Origin of the sequence: Roseovarius autotrophicus (genome assembly GCF_018069895.1) — a bacterium.
GTDB classification, from domain to species: Bacteria; Pseudomonadota; Alphaproteobacteria; order Rhodobacterales; family Rhodobacteraceae; genus Roseovarius; species Roseovarius autotrophicus.
Map to the genome: position 1 here is coordinate 210,444 of NZ_JAGQDH010000001.1, position 15,978 is coordinate 226,421.

The window sequence follows — 15,978 nt, forward strand, 5'->3', positions numbered from 1 at the left end:
CCTCTCGGGTCCGGGTTACCATTTGCGCTCGAACTTGCTGCGCAGATAGATGGCAACGGCGTTCATCGTGATCAGGAAGGTCAGCAGCACCAGGATAGCAGCCGAGGTGCGGCTGACAAACCCGCGTTCGGGGCTGTCGGCCCAGATGAAGATCTGGGTGGGCAGGGCGGTGGCGCTGTCAAAGGGCGAGGTCGGCGCCGAGGTGATGAAGGCATTCATCCCGATGAGCAGCAGCGGTGCGGTCTCGCCAAGCGCCTGCGCCAGACCGATGATGGTGCCTGTGAGGATGCCCGGCATGGCCAGAGGCAGCACATGGCCGAACACCACCTGATGCCTGGAGGCCCCGACCCCGAGGGCTGCCTCGCGGATCGAGGGCGGCACCGCCTTCAAGGCCGCGCGCGTGGCGATGATGATCGTCGGCATGGTCATCAACGCAAGCGTCATGCCGCCGACGATGGGGGCCGAGCGCGGCATCCCGAACCAGCCGATGAACACCGCAAGCGCAAGCAGGCCAAACACGACCGAGGGCACGGCGGCGAGGTTGTTGATGTTCACCTCGATAAGGTCGCTCCACCTGTTTTTTGGGGCGAATTCCTCAAGATAGATCGCGGCGCCGATCCCGAGCGGAAAGGAGATGAGGAAACACACAAGCAGCGCCCAGAACGAACCCACGAGCGCGCCCTTGAGACCCGCAAGTTCGGGAAAGCGCGAGTCGGCGTTTGTGATGAGACCCCAGTTGACCGGCTGGCTGATCTTGCCGGCCGCGTCGAGCGTGTCGAACCAGTCGATTTCCCGATCACTCACGCGGCGCAGCTGTTCGGGCGTTTCGCGCTTCACAAGACCCTTGGCCAACTGGTCGAACGGGTCAGAAACGGGGGCGCGGAGCGTCACGGTCTGGCCGATGAGCGACTGATCCGCTGACACCATGTCGCGCAACTGGAATTGTGCGCCGTTGGAGAAGATGTTTTGCAGGCTGCGCAATTCGGCGCGTCCCTCGACATCGGGGAATTCCTTTTGCAGGCTCGCCAGTAGCACGTCACGAAATCCTCCGCGCGGCAGTTTCTCGACGGAAATCTCCTCGGGATCGACGAACACCTCAACGGTGATATGGGTCTGGATGAAGGCCTTGTAGCCCGTCGAGACCAGCGAGGCGATGAGGACGAAGAGCATAAGCGCGGCAAAGCTGATCGCGGCAAGGCCAAGGCCCTGAAGCATCACCTGCCGGCGGTTGCGCCGCCTCATTAGGCTGGAGCCAGACCCGGCGAACGGAGCATCCTGTGTGGAAAGATCGGTCATTGGGCCAAGTCCTCAATCATAGGCTTCGCGGTATTTGCGCACGATGCGCAGAGCGAAAATGTTGATCACCAGCGTCACGATGAACAGCATCATCCCGAGCGCAAAGGCAGCCAGCGTCTTGGGGTTGTCAAAGGAGGTGTCACCAATCAGCAGCGTCACGATCTGCACGGTGACGGTGGTCACGCTGTCGAGCGGATTGATCGTCATCTTGGCGATGAGGCCCGCAGCCATGACCACGATCATCGTCTCACCGATGGCGCGGCTCACGGCCAACAGGATGCCGCCGACGATGCCTGGAATGGCGGCGGGGAAAAGCACGGTCGTCATCATCTCTGCCCGCGTCGCGCCAAGGCCGAGCGCCCCGTCGCGCAACGACTGCGGCACCGCCGAGAGCGCGTCATCGGCAAAGGACGAGATGAAGGGAATGAGCATGATCCCCATCACGCTGCCCGCCGCAAGCGCGATATTGGGCGAGACATCGACACCGATGGCGGCGAAGAAACTGCGCATCGCCGGGGCCACGACAAGGATGGCGAAAAAGCCGTAGACCACTGTCGGCACACCGGCGAGGATTTCAAGGAACGGCTTGGCCACGGCGCGCAGACGTTTGGGCGCGAATTCATTGAGATAGATCGCGGACATCAGCCCCACCGGCACCGCGACAAAAAGCGCGATGACGGTGATCACCAGCGTGCCCAGCATCACCGGCAGCCAGCCGAACGCACCGGCAGCGGCGACCTGATCCTCGCGCAGCGGGATCTGCGGCTCCCAGTTGGTGCCGAAGAGGAACTCGGTCACCGGAACCTTGGCAAAGAAGCGGGCCGTTTCGAACAGCAGAGAGGCGATGATCCCGACGGTGACGAAGATCGCCACAACGGAACAGAAAATCATCAGCCCGGAAATAATCCGCTCAACGCCATGGCGCGCGCGAAACTCGGCCGCGACCTTGCGGCGGCTCAGCACGACGAGCGTGAGCGACAGCGCCAGGACCAGCACCAGAAGCAACTGATCCGCCCGCGCGTTGAGCGCGAGATACCTCTCCGCCGCGTCGAACTTCCATTGCTCCGGTGTGCCGAACACCGCCCCGCGCGAGATCGACTTGATCTCGGCCAGGATCAATTGCACCTCGCCGGTGCCAAGCCCTGCCAGCCGGTCGGCAAGCCCGGCCTTGAGGATCGAATCGACTGCCGGCCCCTGAAACACCAACCACAGAAGAATGAGAACAATGACCGGCACAAGCACGGTCAGAAGCGAGTAGAACCCGTGAAACCCTTCGAGTGAATGGAGCCGGGTGCCATCGGCACGAATGGCCGAGGCAGCCTGCCGGTTCCACACATAGCCCGCAACGGCCAGCACGAAGAGACAGAGAAAGGCAGCGGTGGTCATGGCTTGGTCTTTCGGGAGGGGTAGGAAACCGCCCGGCGCGGGGGCCGGGCGGTTGGGGGTCAGCTTTGCCTTACGACTGGGGAACCGCCATGGATTCCCCGTTGATCACGGCATCCTGCGTCTTTGCGCGCACATCATCGGGAAGAACGACCATGCCGCGCTCGGACAGATAGCCGCCCGGCTCCATCGCGTCATCGGACATGTATTCCTCGATGAATTCCTGAAGGTTCGGGATCACGCCGCGATGCGCGTTCTTGACGTAGAAGTAGAGCGGGCGCGAGATCGGATAGGAGAAATCGCCGATGCTGTCCGAGGACGGCGCAACACCGTTGATGTTCACGGCCTTGAGCACATCCATGTTCTCATAGAGGAACGAATAGCCAAAGATGCCCATGGCGTTCGGATCGGCATTGAGGCGCTGAACGATCAGGTTGTCATTCTCGCCCGCGTCCACAAAGGGGCCGTCCTGCCGGATCAGCGAGCACTTTTCCTTGACGGCGGCCTTGTGCGCGTCCTTGTCAGCCTCCTTGAGGGCCTTCATCGCCGGGCGCGCTTCGCAGCCGGGGTGCATGGCCAGTTCCACGAATGCGTCGCGCGTGCCCGAGGTCGGCGGCGGGCCATAGGCGAGGATTGCAATGTCGGGCAGGCTGGCGTCGATGTCGGACCATTTCTTGTTGGGATTGGCAACCCAGCCATCGGCGGTCGGGAGTTCGGCGGCCAGCGCAAGGAAAACCTGCTCCAGCGTCAGATCCCAGTCGTTCGGCGCGGCGCGCGAAATCGCGATCGACAGGCCGTCATAGCCGATCAGCGCCTCGGTCACATCGGTCACGCCATTCGTGGCGCAAAGCTCCCATTCCGACGGCTTCATCGCGCGCGACGCGCCGGTGAGGTCGGGATGGCCTTCGCCGATGCCGCCGCAGAAAATCTTCATGCCGCCGCCGGTGCCGGTCGATTCGACGATGGGCGAGGGCGCGCCGGTGACGTTCGAGAACTGTTCGGCAACAGCCTGCGTATAGGGGAACACGGTGGATGAGCCGACGATGCGGATCTCGTCGCGTGCCTGAGCGGCACCTGCTGCAAGGGCCGCAAGCGCAGCGGCGGAAACGGTAGTCTTGAGAAAGGTCATGGAACGCTCCCAGGTTCGGTTCGGTTCAGAGACGTCCGCTCGTGGCGGCCTGTCTCGCCCCGTGCTAAGCGGTTACGGCGACCCTTTTGTTACACTTTGGTAACGGTTTTATGACAGTCCGCGAATTGTCCCGAAAAATCCGGGTCACCCGCTCCAACGGGGCAGAATCACGGTGAATGTGCTGCCCTGCCCCGGCTCTGATGCGATGCGCAACCGCCCGCGATGGCGGTTGACGATATGCTTGACGATGGCAAGGCCCAGCCCCGTCCCCCCCATCTCGCGCGAGCGATGCGTGTCCACGCGATAGAAACGTTCGGTCAGGCGGGGAATGTGCAGCGGATCAATGCCGGGGCCATGATCACGCACGCTGGCGATGATCGCGGGGCTTCTGAGTGTGGCGTCGCGCTCGTGATGATCGAGCGTGATCTCGACACGGTTGGAAGGCCCGCCATACTTGATCGCATTCTCTACAAGGTTGGTGAAGACCTGTTGCAACTGGTCGGCGTTGCCGGGCACGACAAAGCCCTCGGCCCCCTCGAAATGCAGCACGCATCCGCGATCCCGCGCCAGCGGGCGGAGCATTGTCATCACCGTGGCGATCACCCCCGCGAGATCGACCGGTTCGCGCGGGCGAACACGTTCCTCACCCTCCACCCGACTCAGCGACAGAAGGTCATGCACAAGCCGCTCCATCCGCGCCGCCTCGCGCGCCATGATGCCCAGAAAGCGGTCGATGGCGGCCTGATCGTGGCGCGCTGGCCCTTGCAGCGTCTCGATGAACCCCATGAGCGCGGTCAGCGGCGTGCGCAACTCGTGGCTCACATTCGCCACGAAATCGCGACGCATCTGCGCCGCCTGCTCGCGCTCGGTCAGATCCTCGAAGCTGACCAACACCCCGCGCGCCGTCTCGCCGGCATCCACATGCGCCACATGCACCTGGAAGGTGCTGTCGCGTCCCGCCTCCGATGTCTGGAAAATCCTGCGCCGCGCCTGCCCGTCCTGCGTGGTCTGCTCGATCGCCTCCAGCACATCCGGTTGCCGCAACGCCGTCAGGAAATGTCGCCCTTCGATACCCTGCCCCAGCATGTCGCGGGCAGCATCATTGACGGCTTGGATGCGTTCGTCCGGGCCGATGAGCAGCGCCGCGAACGGCATCCCTGCCAGAACCGAGGCAAAGCCCTTCATCGGCGCTCAGACCCGGCTCAGCCCGGCGCGAAACCGGCGCATGTTCTCCTGGTAATGCAGCGCCGTCGCCCGCTGTCGGGCGATCGCGGCCTCGTCGAGGGCGCGCACCACCCGCCCCGGCGCCCCCATGACCAGGCTGCCATCGGGGATCTCCTTGCCCTCGGTGATGAGCGCCCCTGCGCCAATCAGGCAATCGCGCCCTATCTTCGCGCCATTGAGCACAGTCGCCCCCATGCCGATCAACGCATTCTCGCCGATGGTGCAGCCGTGCAGCATCACCTTGTGCCCGATGGTGCAGCCCGTCCCGATCATCAGCGGATACCCCATATCGGTATGCATCACCGTGTCTTCCTGCACATTCGTGCCGGACCCGATATGGATCACCTCGTTGTCACCCCGCAGGGTCGAGCCGAACCAGACCGACACCCCGGCCTCCAGCACCACCTTGCCGATCACATTGGCATCGGGCGCGATCCATGTGTCGGGGTCGATCTGCGGCGCGTGTCCGTCGAGCGCATAAATGGTCATCGTGTCTCCTCGAATTCGGCATGCAGCGCGCGCACATGGTCGGTAAGCCAGGGCTGCTGGGTCCGGCGCAACCGCGTCGCCTCGATGATCGTGCGCAGGCGCGCCTCGGTGGTATCCAGATCCTCGTTGACCAGCACGAAATCATAGCCGTCCCAATGGCTTATCTCGTCCCAGCTTTTCTGCATCCGCCGCGCGATCACCTCTGCGCTGTCCTGCCCGCGCTCCTGAAGGCGACGGTGCAACTCGCGGATCGAAGGGGGCAGCAGGAAGATCGACAAAGTATGCGCGCCAAGCGCCGAGTTGCGAATCTGCTGCGCCCCCTGCCAGTCGATGTCGAACAACACATCGCGCCCGGCCTCGATCGCCACCTGCACCGCTCCTTTGGGCGAACCATAGAAATTGCCGAAGACATGTGCGTGCTCCAGCATCTCGCCCGCCGCGACCTCGTGCTTGAACGCCTCCTCGGTCAGAAAATGATAATCCCGTCCGGCCACTTCGCCCGGACGCGGCGCGCGCGTGGTGGCCGAGACCGAAAAGCTCAAACTCGGATCCCAGTCCAGCAACCGCCGCGATAACGTCGATTTCCCCGCCCCCGAGGGCGAGGACAGGATGATCAGAAGGCCCCGGCGCGTGCTCATGCCTGGCCTTTCATCTTGGTGACGATACTCAAGTCCACCCCCTCCGCCTATTCCACATTCTGAACCTGTTCGCGCATCTGGTCGATCACCGTCTTGAGTTCGAGTCCGATCGCCGTCAGCCCCGCGTTCTGCGCCTTGGAACAGAGCGTGTTGGCCTCGCGCATGAATTCCTGGGCAAGGAAATCCAGCTTGCGCCCCACCGGCGAGCCCTGCGCCAGCAGGTCGCGCGCCGCCGCCACATGGGCGCGGAGCCGGTCCAGTTCTTCTGTCACATCGAGCCGCACCGCCACGAGCGCCAGCTCTTGCGCGATCCGTTCGGGGGCGATCTCGGCGGGTTTCTCGATCACCCGCGCCAGCGCCGCGCGATGGCTTTCGGCAATCGCCTCGGCGCGGGCGGCAAGCATGGTGCCCGCGCCCCCGGTCAACGCCTCGATCCTGTCAATCTGCCCTGCAAGAACCTCGGCCAGAGCCGCGCCCTCGGTTTCGCGCATGGCCGTGAACTCTGCCAGCAGCGCATCGAAATCGGCGGCAAGCACCTCGGCGAGGTCGGCCTGCGCCGTCACTGCCTCGCCCGGTTCCAGAATGCCACGCAGCCCCAGAACCTGCGCCGCCGTCGCCGGTGCGAACGTCAGCCCCCGCGCGTCGGCGCGCCGTTCAGTCTCTGCCAGAGCGGCCAGCGCGGCGTCGAGCGCGGCCTCGTTGAGCACCAGCCCCGCCGCCGCCGCGGCCGATTGAAGCCGCAGGCTTGCCGTCACATTGCCGCGCGCCAGCCGCCTGCCCGCAGCCACGCGCAGCGCCGCCTCCAACCCCTCGATTCCCTCGGGCAGACGCAACCGCAGATCAAGCCCCTTGCCGTTGACGCCGCGCATCTCCCATGTCCAGGCACAGTCCCCCCGTGCCCCGGACCGGGTGGCAAAGGCAGTCATGGATCGCAGCATGCGGGCCTCATTTCCGATGATGATGCTGCCCTCTCCTAGCCATTGCCACCCCCGCTGGCAAGCACTGCCGCTCCCGGTTCGCGGTTAACCAGATACCGCGAATTTTAGATACATGCGAAGCAAATCGTGGCACTCTCAAGACATCGAACAGAGGGGCAATCGCTGGCGTGTCGTCGCGGCCCGGGCTCCTGGGATGCCGGAATCGCGGCTTTGACAAGGGTGTGAGGTGCAACGATGTGGGACGAACACAGACAAAGCGACGCGGCGCAACACAGCGGCGCGCGCGCTCGCACCGAGGCGCATCTGCGCGCCTTCCGTGCCCATTGGGAGGCATGCCGCAAAGGGCAGGACGTGCCCAAGCGGACCGATATCGATCCGCGCCGGATCGAGCCGCTCCTGTCCAACGCCTTCATCGCCGAACGCATCGCGCCGGGTGTCGTGCGGCTGCGCATCGCGGGAATGCACCTGAGCGACCTGATGGGCATGGAGGTGCGCGGCATGCCGCTGTGCAGCTTCATCGCCCCCGCCGCGCGCAAGTCTTTCGCGCTCCATCTCGTCGATCTTTTCGACCGGCCGGCAACCCTGCGCCTCGGGCTTCACAGCGGCGCCGGGCTGGGACGTCCCGCACTCTCGGGGACAATGCTGCTCTTGCCTCTGCGCAGCGATCTCGGTGACGTGTCGCGCGCGCTTGGCTGCCTCGTGACCCATGGCCATATCGGCCGGCCCGCGCGCCGTTTCACCATCGACAGCGCGCAGGTGCAGCCGCTTACAGAGCCAACGCATCCTGCGCCCTTCTCGGTGATCGCGGGCACAGGCACCGCGCTGCGTGTTGACCCGAGAGACCGCCCCAATCTGCGGCTTGTCACCTGATCTCTCAGCAGATCCGGGGCAGTTGCTCGCCCACGAGCATATCGACGATGCGCGCGCCGCCAAAAAGCGTGCGCATCGTGACCCGCCCCGCCGGTCCCCCGGTCACCCGTCCGATGGCCACCGCGTCTGCGCCCTCGGGCCGCGCGCGCATGGCAGCAAGCGCTGCCTCGGCCTCGGCTTCGGGCACCACCAGAACCAGCGTACCCTCATTGGCGAGGTAAAGCGGGTCGAGCCCGAGGATCTCGCAGACCCCCCGCACCTGCGGGCGCAAGGGCAGCGCCGCCTCGTCGATCTCGATGCCGCAGCCCCCCGCCTCGGCCATCTCGTTGAGCACCGAGGCTACTCCGCCCCGCGTCGCGTCGCGCGCCGCCCGTGTGCCGGGGGCCGCCACCAGAACGGCGGCCATCAGATGCCCCAGCCCCTGGCAGTCCGATACGATATCAGACGACAGCGCCATGTCGCCGCGCGCCGCCAGGATTGCCGCGCCGTGATCGCCCAGCACGCCGTTGACCAGCACCATGTCGCCCGGACAAATATGGGCCGCAGCCAGGTCGCGGCCCGGCGGAATCACCCCTACCCCGGCGGTGGTGACAAAGACCTTGTCGGCCATGCCCCGCCCGACGACCTTGGTGTCGCCGGTAACGATCCGCACACCGGCCTCCTGCGCCTCCGCCTGCATCGAGGCCACGATCCGCCGCAAAAGCGCCACCTCCACCCCCTCTTCCAGAATGAACGCCGCCGACAGCCAGAGCGGCACCGCGCCACCCACAGCCAGATCGTTGACCGTGCCACAGACCGCGATCTTGCCGATATCGCCACCGGGAAACTCCACAGGATCAACCACGAAACTGTCGGTGGTGAACGCGAGCCGGGCGCCCGGCTGCTGAAGCGCGTCGGTCATCAGCCGGGCCTGATCCTCCATCGCCTCGGGTGCGAAGGCCGCACAGAACACGTCCTCGATCAACTCCCGCATCGCCTTGCCGCCACCGCCATGGGCCAGCGTGATCCGCGTTTCCCTCAAACTCATGCTTTCATCTTTCCAAAAATACTCCGGGGGAGTCGCGCCATGGGCGCGACGGGGGCAGCGCCCCCTACCCCGCCTCCGCCCGCGCGCCGCCATACTGGTAATAGGCCGCGCACACCCCCTCGGAGCTGACCATCAGCGCGCCCAGGGGCATCTCGGGCGTGCAGCCGCGCCCGAACTGCGGGCAGGCCACCGGCTTCATCCGCCCCGTCATCACCGCCCCGCAGGCACAGCCCTCGGGTTCTTCCACATGGCGGCTTTCGGCCGCGTAACCGATGCCGAATTTCACCTCGGCGTCATAATCCGCATAGGCGGGGCGGATTTGCAGCCCGCTTTCGTCGATCTCACCCAGACCCCGCCACGCAAAAGAGGGGCGCGGCTCGTAGACATCGGCAATGGCCGCAAGGCTTACCGGATTGCCATGTTCGGGCACGACGCGGGCATACTGGTTTTCAACCTCGGCGCGCCCTTCGCAGATCTGGCGCAGCACCATCAGCACTGATTGCAACAGGTCGAGCGGCTCGAAACCGGCCACGACGATGGGCTTGCCGTGGTCGCGCGGGATGAAATCATAAGGGTGAATACCGATTACCATCGAGACATGCCCCGGCCCGACAAAGCCATCAAGGCGCATATGCGGATCATCGAGCAGCACCTTGATCGGCGGCGGCACGGTGATGTGGTTGCAGAACACGCTGAAATTCCTCAGTCCCTCGGCTGCGGCCTGCTGGATCGAAAGCGCCGTCGAGGGCGTCGTCGTCTCGAAGCCGAGCCCAAAGAACACCACCTCGCGCCCCGGATTGCGTCGTGCGATTTCCAGCGCGTCGAGCGGCGAATAGACCATGCGGATATCCGCGCCGTCGGCCTTGGCCTGCATGAGGCTCTTGCGCGTTCCGGGCACGCGCATGGCATCGCCGAAGGTGGTGAAAATGACGCGCGGATCCTCGGCGATCTGCACGCATTCATCCACCCGCGCCATCGGCAGCACGCAAACCGGGCAGCCGGGGCCGTGGATGAACTCGATCCCCGGATGGGTCAGCTTGTCCAGTCCGTAGCGAAAGATCGCATGGGTATGCCCGCCGCAGATCTCCATGATGCGCACCGGGTTCTCCGGTGTGGCACCCAGCGCCTCGGCACTCTCGGCGATCCGCGCCAGCAGCGCGCGCGCGGCCTGCGGGTCGCGGAATTCCTGCGTATGTCTCATGCCCGTCCCTCCAGGGCCGCCGCGCCCTCGGCCATCGCCGCCAGCGTCTCCTGCGCCTCGCCAAGGCCGCGCAGCGCCTCCAGCGTTTTCGCGGCCTCATCCTCGTCGATCAGCGCCATGGCAAAGCCGACATGGATAAGCGCCCATTGCCCCACCAGATCCTCGAGCGGGCCGGTGGCGATACAGGCAAGGCTCACCTCGCGGCGCACGCCCGACACCTCTGCCATCCCCATCAGGCGCGCGGGATCGGTCACGGCGATGATCTGCCCCGGAATTCCCAGACACATGGCTCAGTCCTCCTCCGATTGCGCGGCCCTGCCGGGTGCGCGGATATCATAGCGGTCGATCTTGGCACGCAGGCCCACCCGGCTCAGGCCAAGCTCCTCGGCGGCGCGGCTCTTGTTCCATCTCAGCCGCGTGAGCGTTTCGCGCAGGATGCGCGCCTCGATCTCTTCGACCCGGGTCTTGAGCGGGCCGCGCGCCGTCAGCACCGCGTCGAGCGCCGGATCGCTGCCCGCCCGCCCCGGCACCGCCTGAAGGATATGCCGCGAGATCAACTCCGGCCCGAGCAGCGCGTCCTGCGAGAATATCAGCATCCGCGTGACCTCGTTCTCCAGTTCGCGCAGGTTGCCGGGCCAGTCATACTGCTCGAGAAAGCGGATCGCATCTTCCGAAAGGCCCTGCACCGGCTTGCCATGGGCGCGCGCCGCGTCAAACAGCAGGCTCTGCGCGAGAATACCCAGATCACCCGGGCGCTCCGCCAGCGGCGGCACGACAAGCGTCGCCCGCGCCAGCGCATAGTAGAGATCCGAGCGAAACCGCCCCGCCGCAACCTCGGCGCGCAGATCGATTCCCGCCCCGGCGATGAGGCGGATATCGCTGCGGCTCATCTCATGCGCGCCGAGCGGGCGCCAGGCGCCCTCCGTCGCCAGCCGCAAGAGCACAAGCTGCATCCGCGGACTCAGATCGTGCAAACCGTTGAGAAACAGCGTGCCCCGGTCGGCTTTCTGCACAAGGCCGATGCGGCTCATGGGGCTGCCCGTCACCGCCCCGCGCCGCGCACCGAACAGTTCCACCTCAAGGATGTCGTCCGACACGCCGGTCACGTCGATCTCGTGAAAGGGCCGGTCCGCGCGCAAGGAGGCGTAATGCATCGCCCGCGCAAGCGCCGCCTTGCCCGTGCCCGGCGCGCCGGTTATGAGCACCGGCACGTCGAAACTCGCATATTGCCGCGCCTGTTCGATCACCGCGTTCATCGGCGAATTGGGCGCGCGTAGCACCGACTCGAATCCCAGCCCTTCGCGCAGCGCGCGGCGCTGATCTGCAAGTTTCGCCTCCATGCTGCGGGGCAGATGGCGCATTTCCAGCGACATCTGCGCATGTTCGCGGTTGAGCCGGAACAGTTGGGTCGCGTTCTTGGCGGTCATGAGCAGGTGGTCGGGGTGCCAGGGCTTGGTCAGGAACTGGTAGATCCCCGCCCGGTTGATGGCCGCGATCATGTCATTGGTCTCGGTAAAGCCGGTGATGATGATGCGCACAACATCGGGCCAGCGGTCGCGCACCTCGGTCAGAAACTCCACCCCAGAGCGCCCCGGCATCCTCTGGTCGCAGAATATCACCTGAACGTAATTCTCCTCCATCAGCCGTGTCGCGGCCTCGGCATCGGGCGCGGTCAGGCAGTCGAATTCATCCTCCAGCGCCATGCGCATCGCGTTGAGCGCATGTGCCTCGTCATCGACCAGCAGCAGGGTGGGCAGCGCGCTTGCCATGACCTATTCCGCCGCCGTCCGCGCCGCCTTGCGCGCAAGACTGCCGCGCAGCCAGTCGAGCCAGATATCCATGCCCGCCCCGGTGGCGGCCGAGACGCGGATCACCTCGATGGCGGGATTGACGCGGCGCAGGTTGCGCTCATAGGCGTCGAGATCGGCATGGCAATATGGGGCCAGATCGACCTTGTTGAGAAGCGCAAGCCGCGACGCGGTGAACATGTCGGGATACTTCAATGGCTTGTCTTCGCCCTCGGTTACGCTCAGGATCGCCACCTTGCAATCCTCGCCCAGATCGAATGCGGCGGGGCATACCAGATTACCCACATTCTCGATGAACAGAAAACCGCCCGGCGCAAGCGTCAGATGGTCCATCGCGTGCCCGACCATATGCCCGTCTAGATGACAGCCCTTGCCGGTATTGACCTGCACCGCCTGCGCGCCGGTGGCACGGATGCGCTCGGCATCGTTGGAGGTTTGCTGATCGCCCTCGATCACCGCCAGCGGATGCGTGCCAAGCGCCTCGATGGTGCGGCACAAAAGCGTCGTCTTGCCCGATCCGGGCGAGGAGACCAGATTGACCGCGAACGCCCCTAGCACCGCCAGCCGTGCCCGGTTGGCCTCGGCGTGAACACCGTTTTTCGCCAGAATATCGGTCTCGATCTCGATCAGCCGCACCTGTGACATCCCCGGCACCTCGGTGCCCGCCGGGCCATGGCCGAAATGCAGACCACCATGGGAATGATCGTGGCCATGGCCATGCGCATGATCGTGGGAATGGCCATGCGCGTCAGAACGGGAATGCCCCTGCTCCGCGCCGGTTCCGCAGCCGCAGACAGTGCACATCAGATCACCTCCATATCCTTGATCCGCATTTCCTCGCCTGCCACGGGCATCAGCCTGCCACCGCCGCAGAGCGGGCAGGGATCAAGCCGCGCCATGATCTCCACCTCGCGCGTGCAATCATAGCAGATCGCCCGTCCCGGCAGGTCGATCATCTCCAGCCGCGCGTTCTCGGCGGGACTGCCTCGCATGACCACCTCGAAGGCGAATTCCAGCGCCGGTTTCTCGACACAGGCAAAGCGCCCGATCTCGACCCGCAGGCAGGTGACCCGCGCGAAAGCATGGGCGCGGGCCTGATCCTCGATCACCCGGCGGATCCCCTCGGCCAGCGACATCTCGTGCATCACGCGCCCCCCTCGATCGTGACCGGCGCGCAGGGATCGAGCAGGTCCGCCACAAGCCGTGCCTCAGAATGCGCCGTGGCGGGGAGGCTGGCAAGCGACTGCGCCATGATCCCCTCGGGGGCAAGCAGGTGGTCGGTCGGCGTCACCCGCGTCAGGCGAATGACACGGCCCCGACGCACCTCGGCCCGCACAGCGTAAAGGCCGCGCGCGGCGGGCACCAGCGCCGCGCCGGGGCCGATGAGTTGCGGCGCGGGCAGCGCGCCACGCGTCACCGCCGCCAGATCCAGCGCGCGGGCAAAAACACGCCAGAGCGGCCCGCGCCCGTCCGTCTCCTCGATCCGGCGCATCACGGGGTGCGTCAGATGCCGCGCGGCGGGGCTGTTTTCCTGTGCCGTCGCCGCGAGAGCAGTGGCCGCCACCACCTCTGGCAAGGGCGCGCAGCAGGCCAGACCGGGCGTGAAACCGTCCCGCACCGCGCGCAGAACCGTGGCAAGCGGGGCTACACCGCTGATGAAGGCGTCAAACGCCTCGGGCGTCTCGGGCAGGCCCTCCGACCAGAGCGGCAAGGCCAACCGGCCCAGCCCAAGCCGCGCGGGCCAGATCACCCCGAGTTTCAGCCGGTGATCTCGGGCAATCTCCTCTGACAGCCCGGCCATATCCCCCGCCGGCAGGCCAAGCGCCAGCCGCAGCGCCACCGATTGCGCGACACGGCAAAGGTTGAAAAGGCGCGGCAGTATCTCGGCCACCTCCTCGACGGGCCGCCCTTCGACCAGCCGCGCCAGCGGCATGGGCGGCGCGGGGATCGCGCGAAACCCGGAGGGGATATCCGCCCGGTCCAGCATCGCCTAGCCCATGCCCCCGGTGATCACAGCACGGCGGCTGGGGGCCACGTGCATCCCGGACAGATCGGGCGGCGGCGCAAGCTCTGCCTCGCGTGTGGTGCGAATATCGGCGGCGCGGTCCGTCCCGGCGCGGTTGGCCGCGTCGAACAGCGCCGCCATAACCGCGCGCGCCACCTCGACCGCCTGCGCCTGGCTGTGGAACTCGCCCATCGGCGAGAAAAGCGCGCACGCCTTGTAGCCGCCCACCATCTCGCGCACGTTGTGGATGAACTCATACTCACCCGAGGCAAAGCCGATCACCTCCTTCGCGCCGGGCACAAGACCGGACCAGTCCTCGCCCTCGCCCGCCAGCAGCACGAGGTTCATGAACCACGGCGAGACGAGCACGCCCAGCGGCCGCCCCTCATGCAGCCGAAACCCCACCGCCTCGACCTGCAAGAGCTTGTTGACTATCGGTACATCGCGCATCTTGGCATGCCAGATTTCGGTGAAATCGGCCACCAGCGCGGCGGTGCGTTCCGCGACCCGCGCCGCCTCCTGCACCGCCTCGGACCCCGGATCGTGATTGACGAGAAACTGCGCCTTGGGCGCTTCGCAGCCGGGGCAGGACCAGTCATCGGGCAGCGCGGCAAAGGGCGTGCCGGGATCGATCTGCCGTGTCGCATCGCCCTCGGCGGGATCATAGGGCGTCCAGCAGATCTTGCACTCCATCACCGCCTGCGCGCTGATCCGGTCATTTGCGCCGAGATAGGACCCCTCGAACCCGCTCATTGGATTGCCTCCAGCACCTCGACAAGGCGCGCGGCGCTGTCGCTCAGATCCTCGGGCGCGGCAAGCGCCACCTCGGGCATCGCGGTCACCTCGAGCGTGTCGAGAATGAGCGCGTCCATCGAGTTGAAGAACCGCACCCGCCAGACATGCGGCAGCGCCGTCGCGGTGATCCGGCAGTTGCCATAGCCGCGCGACAGGATATCGACCGACCCGGCCCCAAGTGCCTGATCGAGCCAGTCGAGATCGGCCTCCGTATGAGGCAGAAGCGTGAGGTTCACCACATGAACCGGCAGGGTCGGGGCAAAGCCTTCTGACTTGCCCACAAGCTCTACGAGGATCGGGGGCGCGTTCACCACCTGCGGCGATCTGGGCGTCGCCGCGCCCGTGCCGGGACGGCGCGTCGCAAAGGCGTGGACGCGCGCGACCTCGGGCACGGGGGCCACCTCGATCACGTCCACGCCCGCGCCCTTCACCGCCCAGACCCCGGCAAAGACGCTTTCCTGAATGGCAAGCGCGGGGCGGCCCTGCACCTTGATTGCCACCTCTCCCGCGCCGAGCGTCTCGGCCACCAGTGCGCGGTTGGCGGAATCGAGCCGAGAAAGGTCGATTCGCACCGGCGCAGCACCCTGCCCCACCTCCGCCGCCGCCCCGGCTACGCGCCCGAGCAGGTCAAGCGCGGGGGTCAGGCGGTCGTCCAACGCGATTTCGGGGATGCGGGGAGAATAGGCGCGCATGTCCTGCGGCAGCGGCAGAAAGGCGGGGCCGCCTTCCTCGGGTTGCGATCCGGGGCCGAACCCCATGGGCGGGAGGATGAAATCGCTGGTCATATCGCTCCTCTCAGGCGGCGTCGGCGCGCGACAGGATCTGTGTGATCCGCGAAAGATACTCGTCCCAGTCACGCACCTTGGCGATCCCGCCGACAAAGCGGCCCGCGCGGTAAAAGATCACGCCGGGTGTTTTCAGCACACCGGTTGCCGTGCGCAGGCCCGCCTCCACCGTATCGCCCACCACGGCGCAATCGAACCGGCCCTGAAAGGCCATCGCCAGCTCTGGCAGGATCACCGCCACATCCGCTGTCTCGAGGTTGCGCACGGCGTCGCCGGGAACAAAGAGCGCATGTGCGCCGGGCTGGGCGGTAAAGGCGTCGAGCGCCTCCTGACTGTCAAGAAGCGGCCAGCCGAGATCGGTGATGAGGCGGGTAATGAGCGGATGCATGG

Annotated in this window: 18 protein-coding genes; 1 reads left to right on the forward strand and 17 read right to left on the reverse strand. The window is 66.0% G+C overall.

From position 1 onward, the window contains the following. Positions 1-15: 15 nt before the first annotated feature. The 7 genes from pstA to KAK09_RS01125 form a co-directional block, all read right to left on the reverse strand. The gene (gene pstA / locus KAK09_RS01095; protein WP_210876986.1) at positions 16-1,296 is read right to left on the reverse strand and encodes a phosphate ABC transporter permease PstA; all 1,281 of its coding nucleotides are present in this window, start codon (positions 1,294-1,296) and stop codon (positions 16-18) included. Between the two features lie 12 nt (positions 1,297-1,308). Next, entirely contained in the window at positions 1,309-2,682 is a 1,374-nt protein-coding gene (pstC, locus tag KAK09_RS01100) for a phosphate ABC transporter permease subunit PstC (protein ID WP_210876987.1), read from the reverse strand. 70 nt (positions 2,683-2,752) lie between these two features. Further along, complete coding sequence (locus tag KAK09_RS01105; RefSeq protein ID WP_210876988.1) at positions 2,753-3,808, reverse strand: substrate-binding domain-containing protein; 1,056 nt, start codon at positions 3,806-3,808, stop codon at positions 2,753-2,755. Positions 3,809-3,952: 144 nt separating this feature from the next. Further along, positions 3,953-4,993: an ATP-binding protein gene (locus tag KAK09_RS01110; protein WP_210876989.1), complete on the reverse strand. Its 1,041-nt coding sequence runs from the start codon at positions 4,991-4,993 to the stop codon at positions 3,953-3,955. Positions 4,994-4,999: 6 nt separating this feature from the next. Next, complete coding sequence (locus KAK09_RS01115) at positions 5,000-5,521, reverse strand: gamma carbonic anhydrase family protein (RefSeq protein WP_210876990.1); 522 nt, start codon at positions 5,519-5,521, stop codon at positions 5,000-5,002. Further along, positions 5,518-6,159: a guanylate kinase gene (gmk, locus tag KAK09_RS01120; RefSeq protein ID WP_210876991.1), complete on the reverse strand. Its 642-nt coding sequence runs from the start codon at positions 6,157-6,159 to the stop codon at positions 5,518-5,520. The genes KAK09_RS01115 and gmk overlap by 4 nt, the downstream gene beginning before the upstream one ends. A gap of 47 nt (positions 6,160-6,206) precedes the next feature. Continuing rightward, a complete protein-coding gene (locus KAK09_RS01125) occupies positions 6,207-7,097 on the reverse strand; it encodes a YicC/YloC family endoribonuclease (protein ID WP_210876992.1) in 891 nt (296 codons plus the stop codon). A 234-nt stretch (positions 7,098-7,331) separates the two neighbouring features. Here KAK09_RS01125 and KAK09_RS01130 point away from each other — a divergent pair, with 234 nt between their 5' ends. Continuing rightward, positions 7,332-7,967 (forward strand): PAS domain-containing protein, encoded by a 636-nt coding sequence (locus tag KAK09_RS01130; protein WP_210876993.1) that lies wholly within the window; start codon positions 7,332-7,334, stop codon positions 7,965-7,967. A gap of 4 nt (positions 7,968-7,971) precedes the next feature. Here the strand turns inward: KAK09_RS01130 and hypE are convergent, their stop codons facing one another. The 10 genes from hypE to KAK09_RS01180 all read right to left on the reverse strand — a co-directional run bounded on the left by hypE (position 7,972) and on the right by KAK09_RS01180 (position 15,976). Continuing rightward, entirely contained in the window at positions 7,972-8,994 is a 1,023-nt protein-coding gene (gene hypE / locus KAK09_RS01135) for a hydrogenase expression/formation protein HypE (RefSeq protein WP_210876994.1), read from the reverse strand. Between the two features lie 64 nt (positions 8,995-9,058). Further along, on the reverse strand, positions 9,059-10,195 hold the full coding sequence (hypD, locus tag KAK09_RS01140) for a hydrogenase formation protein HypD (protein ID WP_210876995.1): 1,137 nt from the start codon (positions 10,193-10,195) through the stop codon (positions 9,059-9,061). After that, on the reverse strand, positions 10,192-10,482 hold the full coding sequence (gene hypC, locus KAK09_RS01145; RefSeq protein WP_210876996.1) for a HypC/HybG/HupF family hydrogenase formation chaperone: 291 nt from the start codon (positions 10,480-10,482) through the stop codon (positions 10,192-10,194). The genes hypD and hypC overlap by 4 nt, the downstream gene beginning before the upstream one ends. 3 nt (positions 10,483-10,485) lie before the next feature. Then, a complete protein-coding gene (locus KAK09_RS01150) occupies positions 10,486-11,964 on the reverse strand; it encodes a sigma-54-dependent transcriptional regulator (RefSeq protein WP_210876997.1) in 1,479 nt (492 codons plus the stop codon). A 3-nt stretch (positions 11,965-11,967) separates the two neighbouring features. Continuing rightward, positions 11,968-12,807, reverse strand: coding sequence for a hydrogenase nickel incorporation protein HypB (hypB, locus tag KAK09_RS01155; protein ID WP_210876998.1), 840 nt, complete (start codon positions 12,805-12,807; stop codon positions 11,968-11,970). Then, positions 12,807-13,148 carry a hydrogenase maturation nickel metallochaperone HypA gene (hypA, locus tag KAK09_RS01160; protein ID WP_210876999.1) on the reverse strand — a complete coding sequence of 114 codons (342 nt, stop codon included), beginning with the start codon at positions 13,146-13,148 and terminating at the stop codon, positions 12,807-12,809. The genes hypB and hypA overlap by 1 nt, the downstream gene beginning before the upstream one ends. Continuing rightward, a complete protein-coding gene (locus tag KAK09_RS01165; RefSeq protein WP_210877000.1) occupies positions 13,148-13,990 on the reverse strand; it encodes a hydrogenase expression/formation protein HupK in 843 nt (280 codons plus the stop codon). The genes hypA and KAK09_RS01165 overlap by 1 nt, the downstream gene beginning before the upstream one ends. Positions 13,991-13,993: 3 nt before the next feature. Next, positions 13,994-14,761, reverse strand: coding sequence for a [NiFe]-hydrogenase assembly chaperone HybE (hybE, locus tag KAK09_RS01170; protein WP_210877001.1), 768 nt, complete (start codon positions 14,759-14,761; stop codon positions 13,994-13,996). Further along, positions 14,758-15,588, reverse strand: a complete 831-nt coding sequence (locus KAK09_RS01175) for a hydrogenase expression/formation protein (RefSeq protein WP_210877002.1) — start codon at positions 15,586-15,588, stop codon at positions 14,758-14,760. The genes hybE and KAK09_RS01175 overlap by 4 nt, the downstream gene beginning before the upstream one ends. Positions 15,589-15,598: 10 nt before the next feature. Further along, positions 15,599-15,976 (reverse strand): thioredoxin domain-containing protein, encoded by a 378-nt coding sequence (locus KAK09_RS01180; protein WP_210877003.1) that lies wholly within the window; start codon positions 15,974-15,976, stop codon positions 15,599-15,601. Between the last annotated feature and the right edge of the window lie 2 nt (positions 15,977-15,978).

Coding starts and splice junctions, on each gene's coding strand:
- pstA (WP_210876986.1), bottom strand. CDS start 1,296: ATGACCGATCTTTCCACACAGGATGCTCCGTTCGCCGGGTCTGGCTCC.
- pstC (WP_210876987.1), bottom strand. CDS start 2,682: ATGACCACCGCTGCCTTTCTCTGTCTCTTCGTGCTGGCCGTTGCGGGC.
- KAK09_RS01105 (WP_210876988.1), bottom strand. CDS start 3,808: ATGACCTTTCTCAAGACTACCGTTTCCGCCGCTGCGCTTGCGGCCCTT.
- KAK09_RS01110 (WP_210876989.1), bottom strand. CDS start 4,993: ATGAAGGGCTTTGCCTCGGTTCTGGCAGGGATGCCGTTCGCGGCGCTG.
- KAK09_RS01115 (WP_210876990.1), bottom strand. CDS start 5,521: ATGACCATTTATGCGCTCGACGGACACGCGCCGCAGATCGACCCCGAC.
- gmk (WP_210876991.1), bottom strand. CDS start 6,159: ATGAGCACGCGCCGGGGCCTTCTGATCATCCTGTCCTCGCCCTCGGGG.
- KAK09_RS01125 (WP_210876992.1), bottom strand. CDS start 7,097: ATGCTGCGATCCATGACTGCCTTTGCCACCCGGTCCGGGGCACGGGGG.
- KAK09_RS01130 (WP_210876993.1), top strand. CDS start 7,332: ATGTGGGACGAACACAGACAAAGCGACGCGGCGCAACACAGCGGCGCG.
- hypE (WP_210876994.1), bottom strand. CDS start 8,994: ATGAGTTTGAGGGAAACGCGGATCACGCTGGCCCATGGCGGTGGCGGC.
- hypD (WP_210876995.1), bottom strand. CDS start 10,195: ATGAGACATACGCAGGAATTCCGCGACCCGCAGGCCGCGCGCGCGCTG.
- hypC (WP_210876996.1), bottom strand. CDS start 10,482: ATGTGTCTGGGAATTCCGGGGCAGATCATCGCCGTGACCGATCCCGCG.
- KAK09_RS01150 (WP_210876997.1), bottom strand. CDS start 11,964: ATGGCAAGCGCGCTGCCCACCCTGCTGCTGGTCGATGACGAGGCACAT.
- hypB (WP_210876998.1), bottom strand. CDS start 12,807: ATGTGCACTGTCTGCGGCTGCGGAACCGGCGCGGAGCAGGGGCATTCC.
- hypA (WP_210876999.1), bottom strand. CDS start 13,148: ATGCACGAGATGTCGCTGGCCGAGGGGATCCGCCGGGTGATCGAGGAT.
- KAK09_RS01165 (WP_210877000.1), bottom strand. CDS start 13,990: ATGCTGGACCGGGCGGATATCCCCTCCGGGTTTCGCGCGATCCCCGCG.
- hybE (WP_210877001.1), bottom strand. CDS start 14,761: ATGAGCGGGTTCGAGGGGTCCTATCTCGGCGCAAATGACCGGATCAGC.
- KAK09_RS01175 (WP_210877002.1), bottom strand. CDS start 15,588: ATGACCAGCGATTTCATCCTCCCGCCCATGGGGTTCGGCCCCGGATCG.
- KAK09_RS01180 (WP_210877003.1), bottom strand. CDS start 15,976: ATGCATCCGCTCATTACCCGCCTCATCACCGATCTCGGCTGGCCGCTT.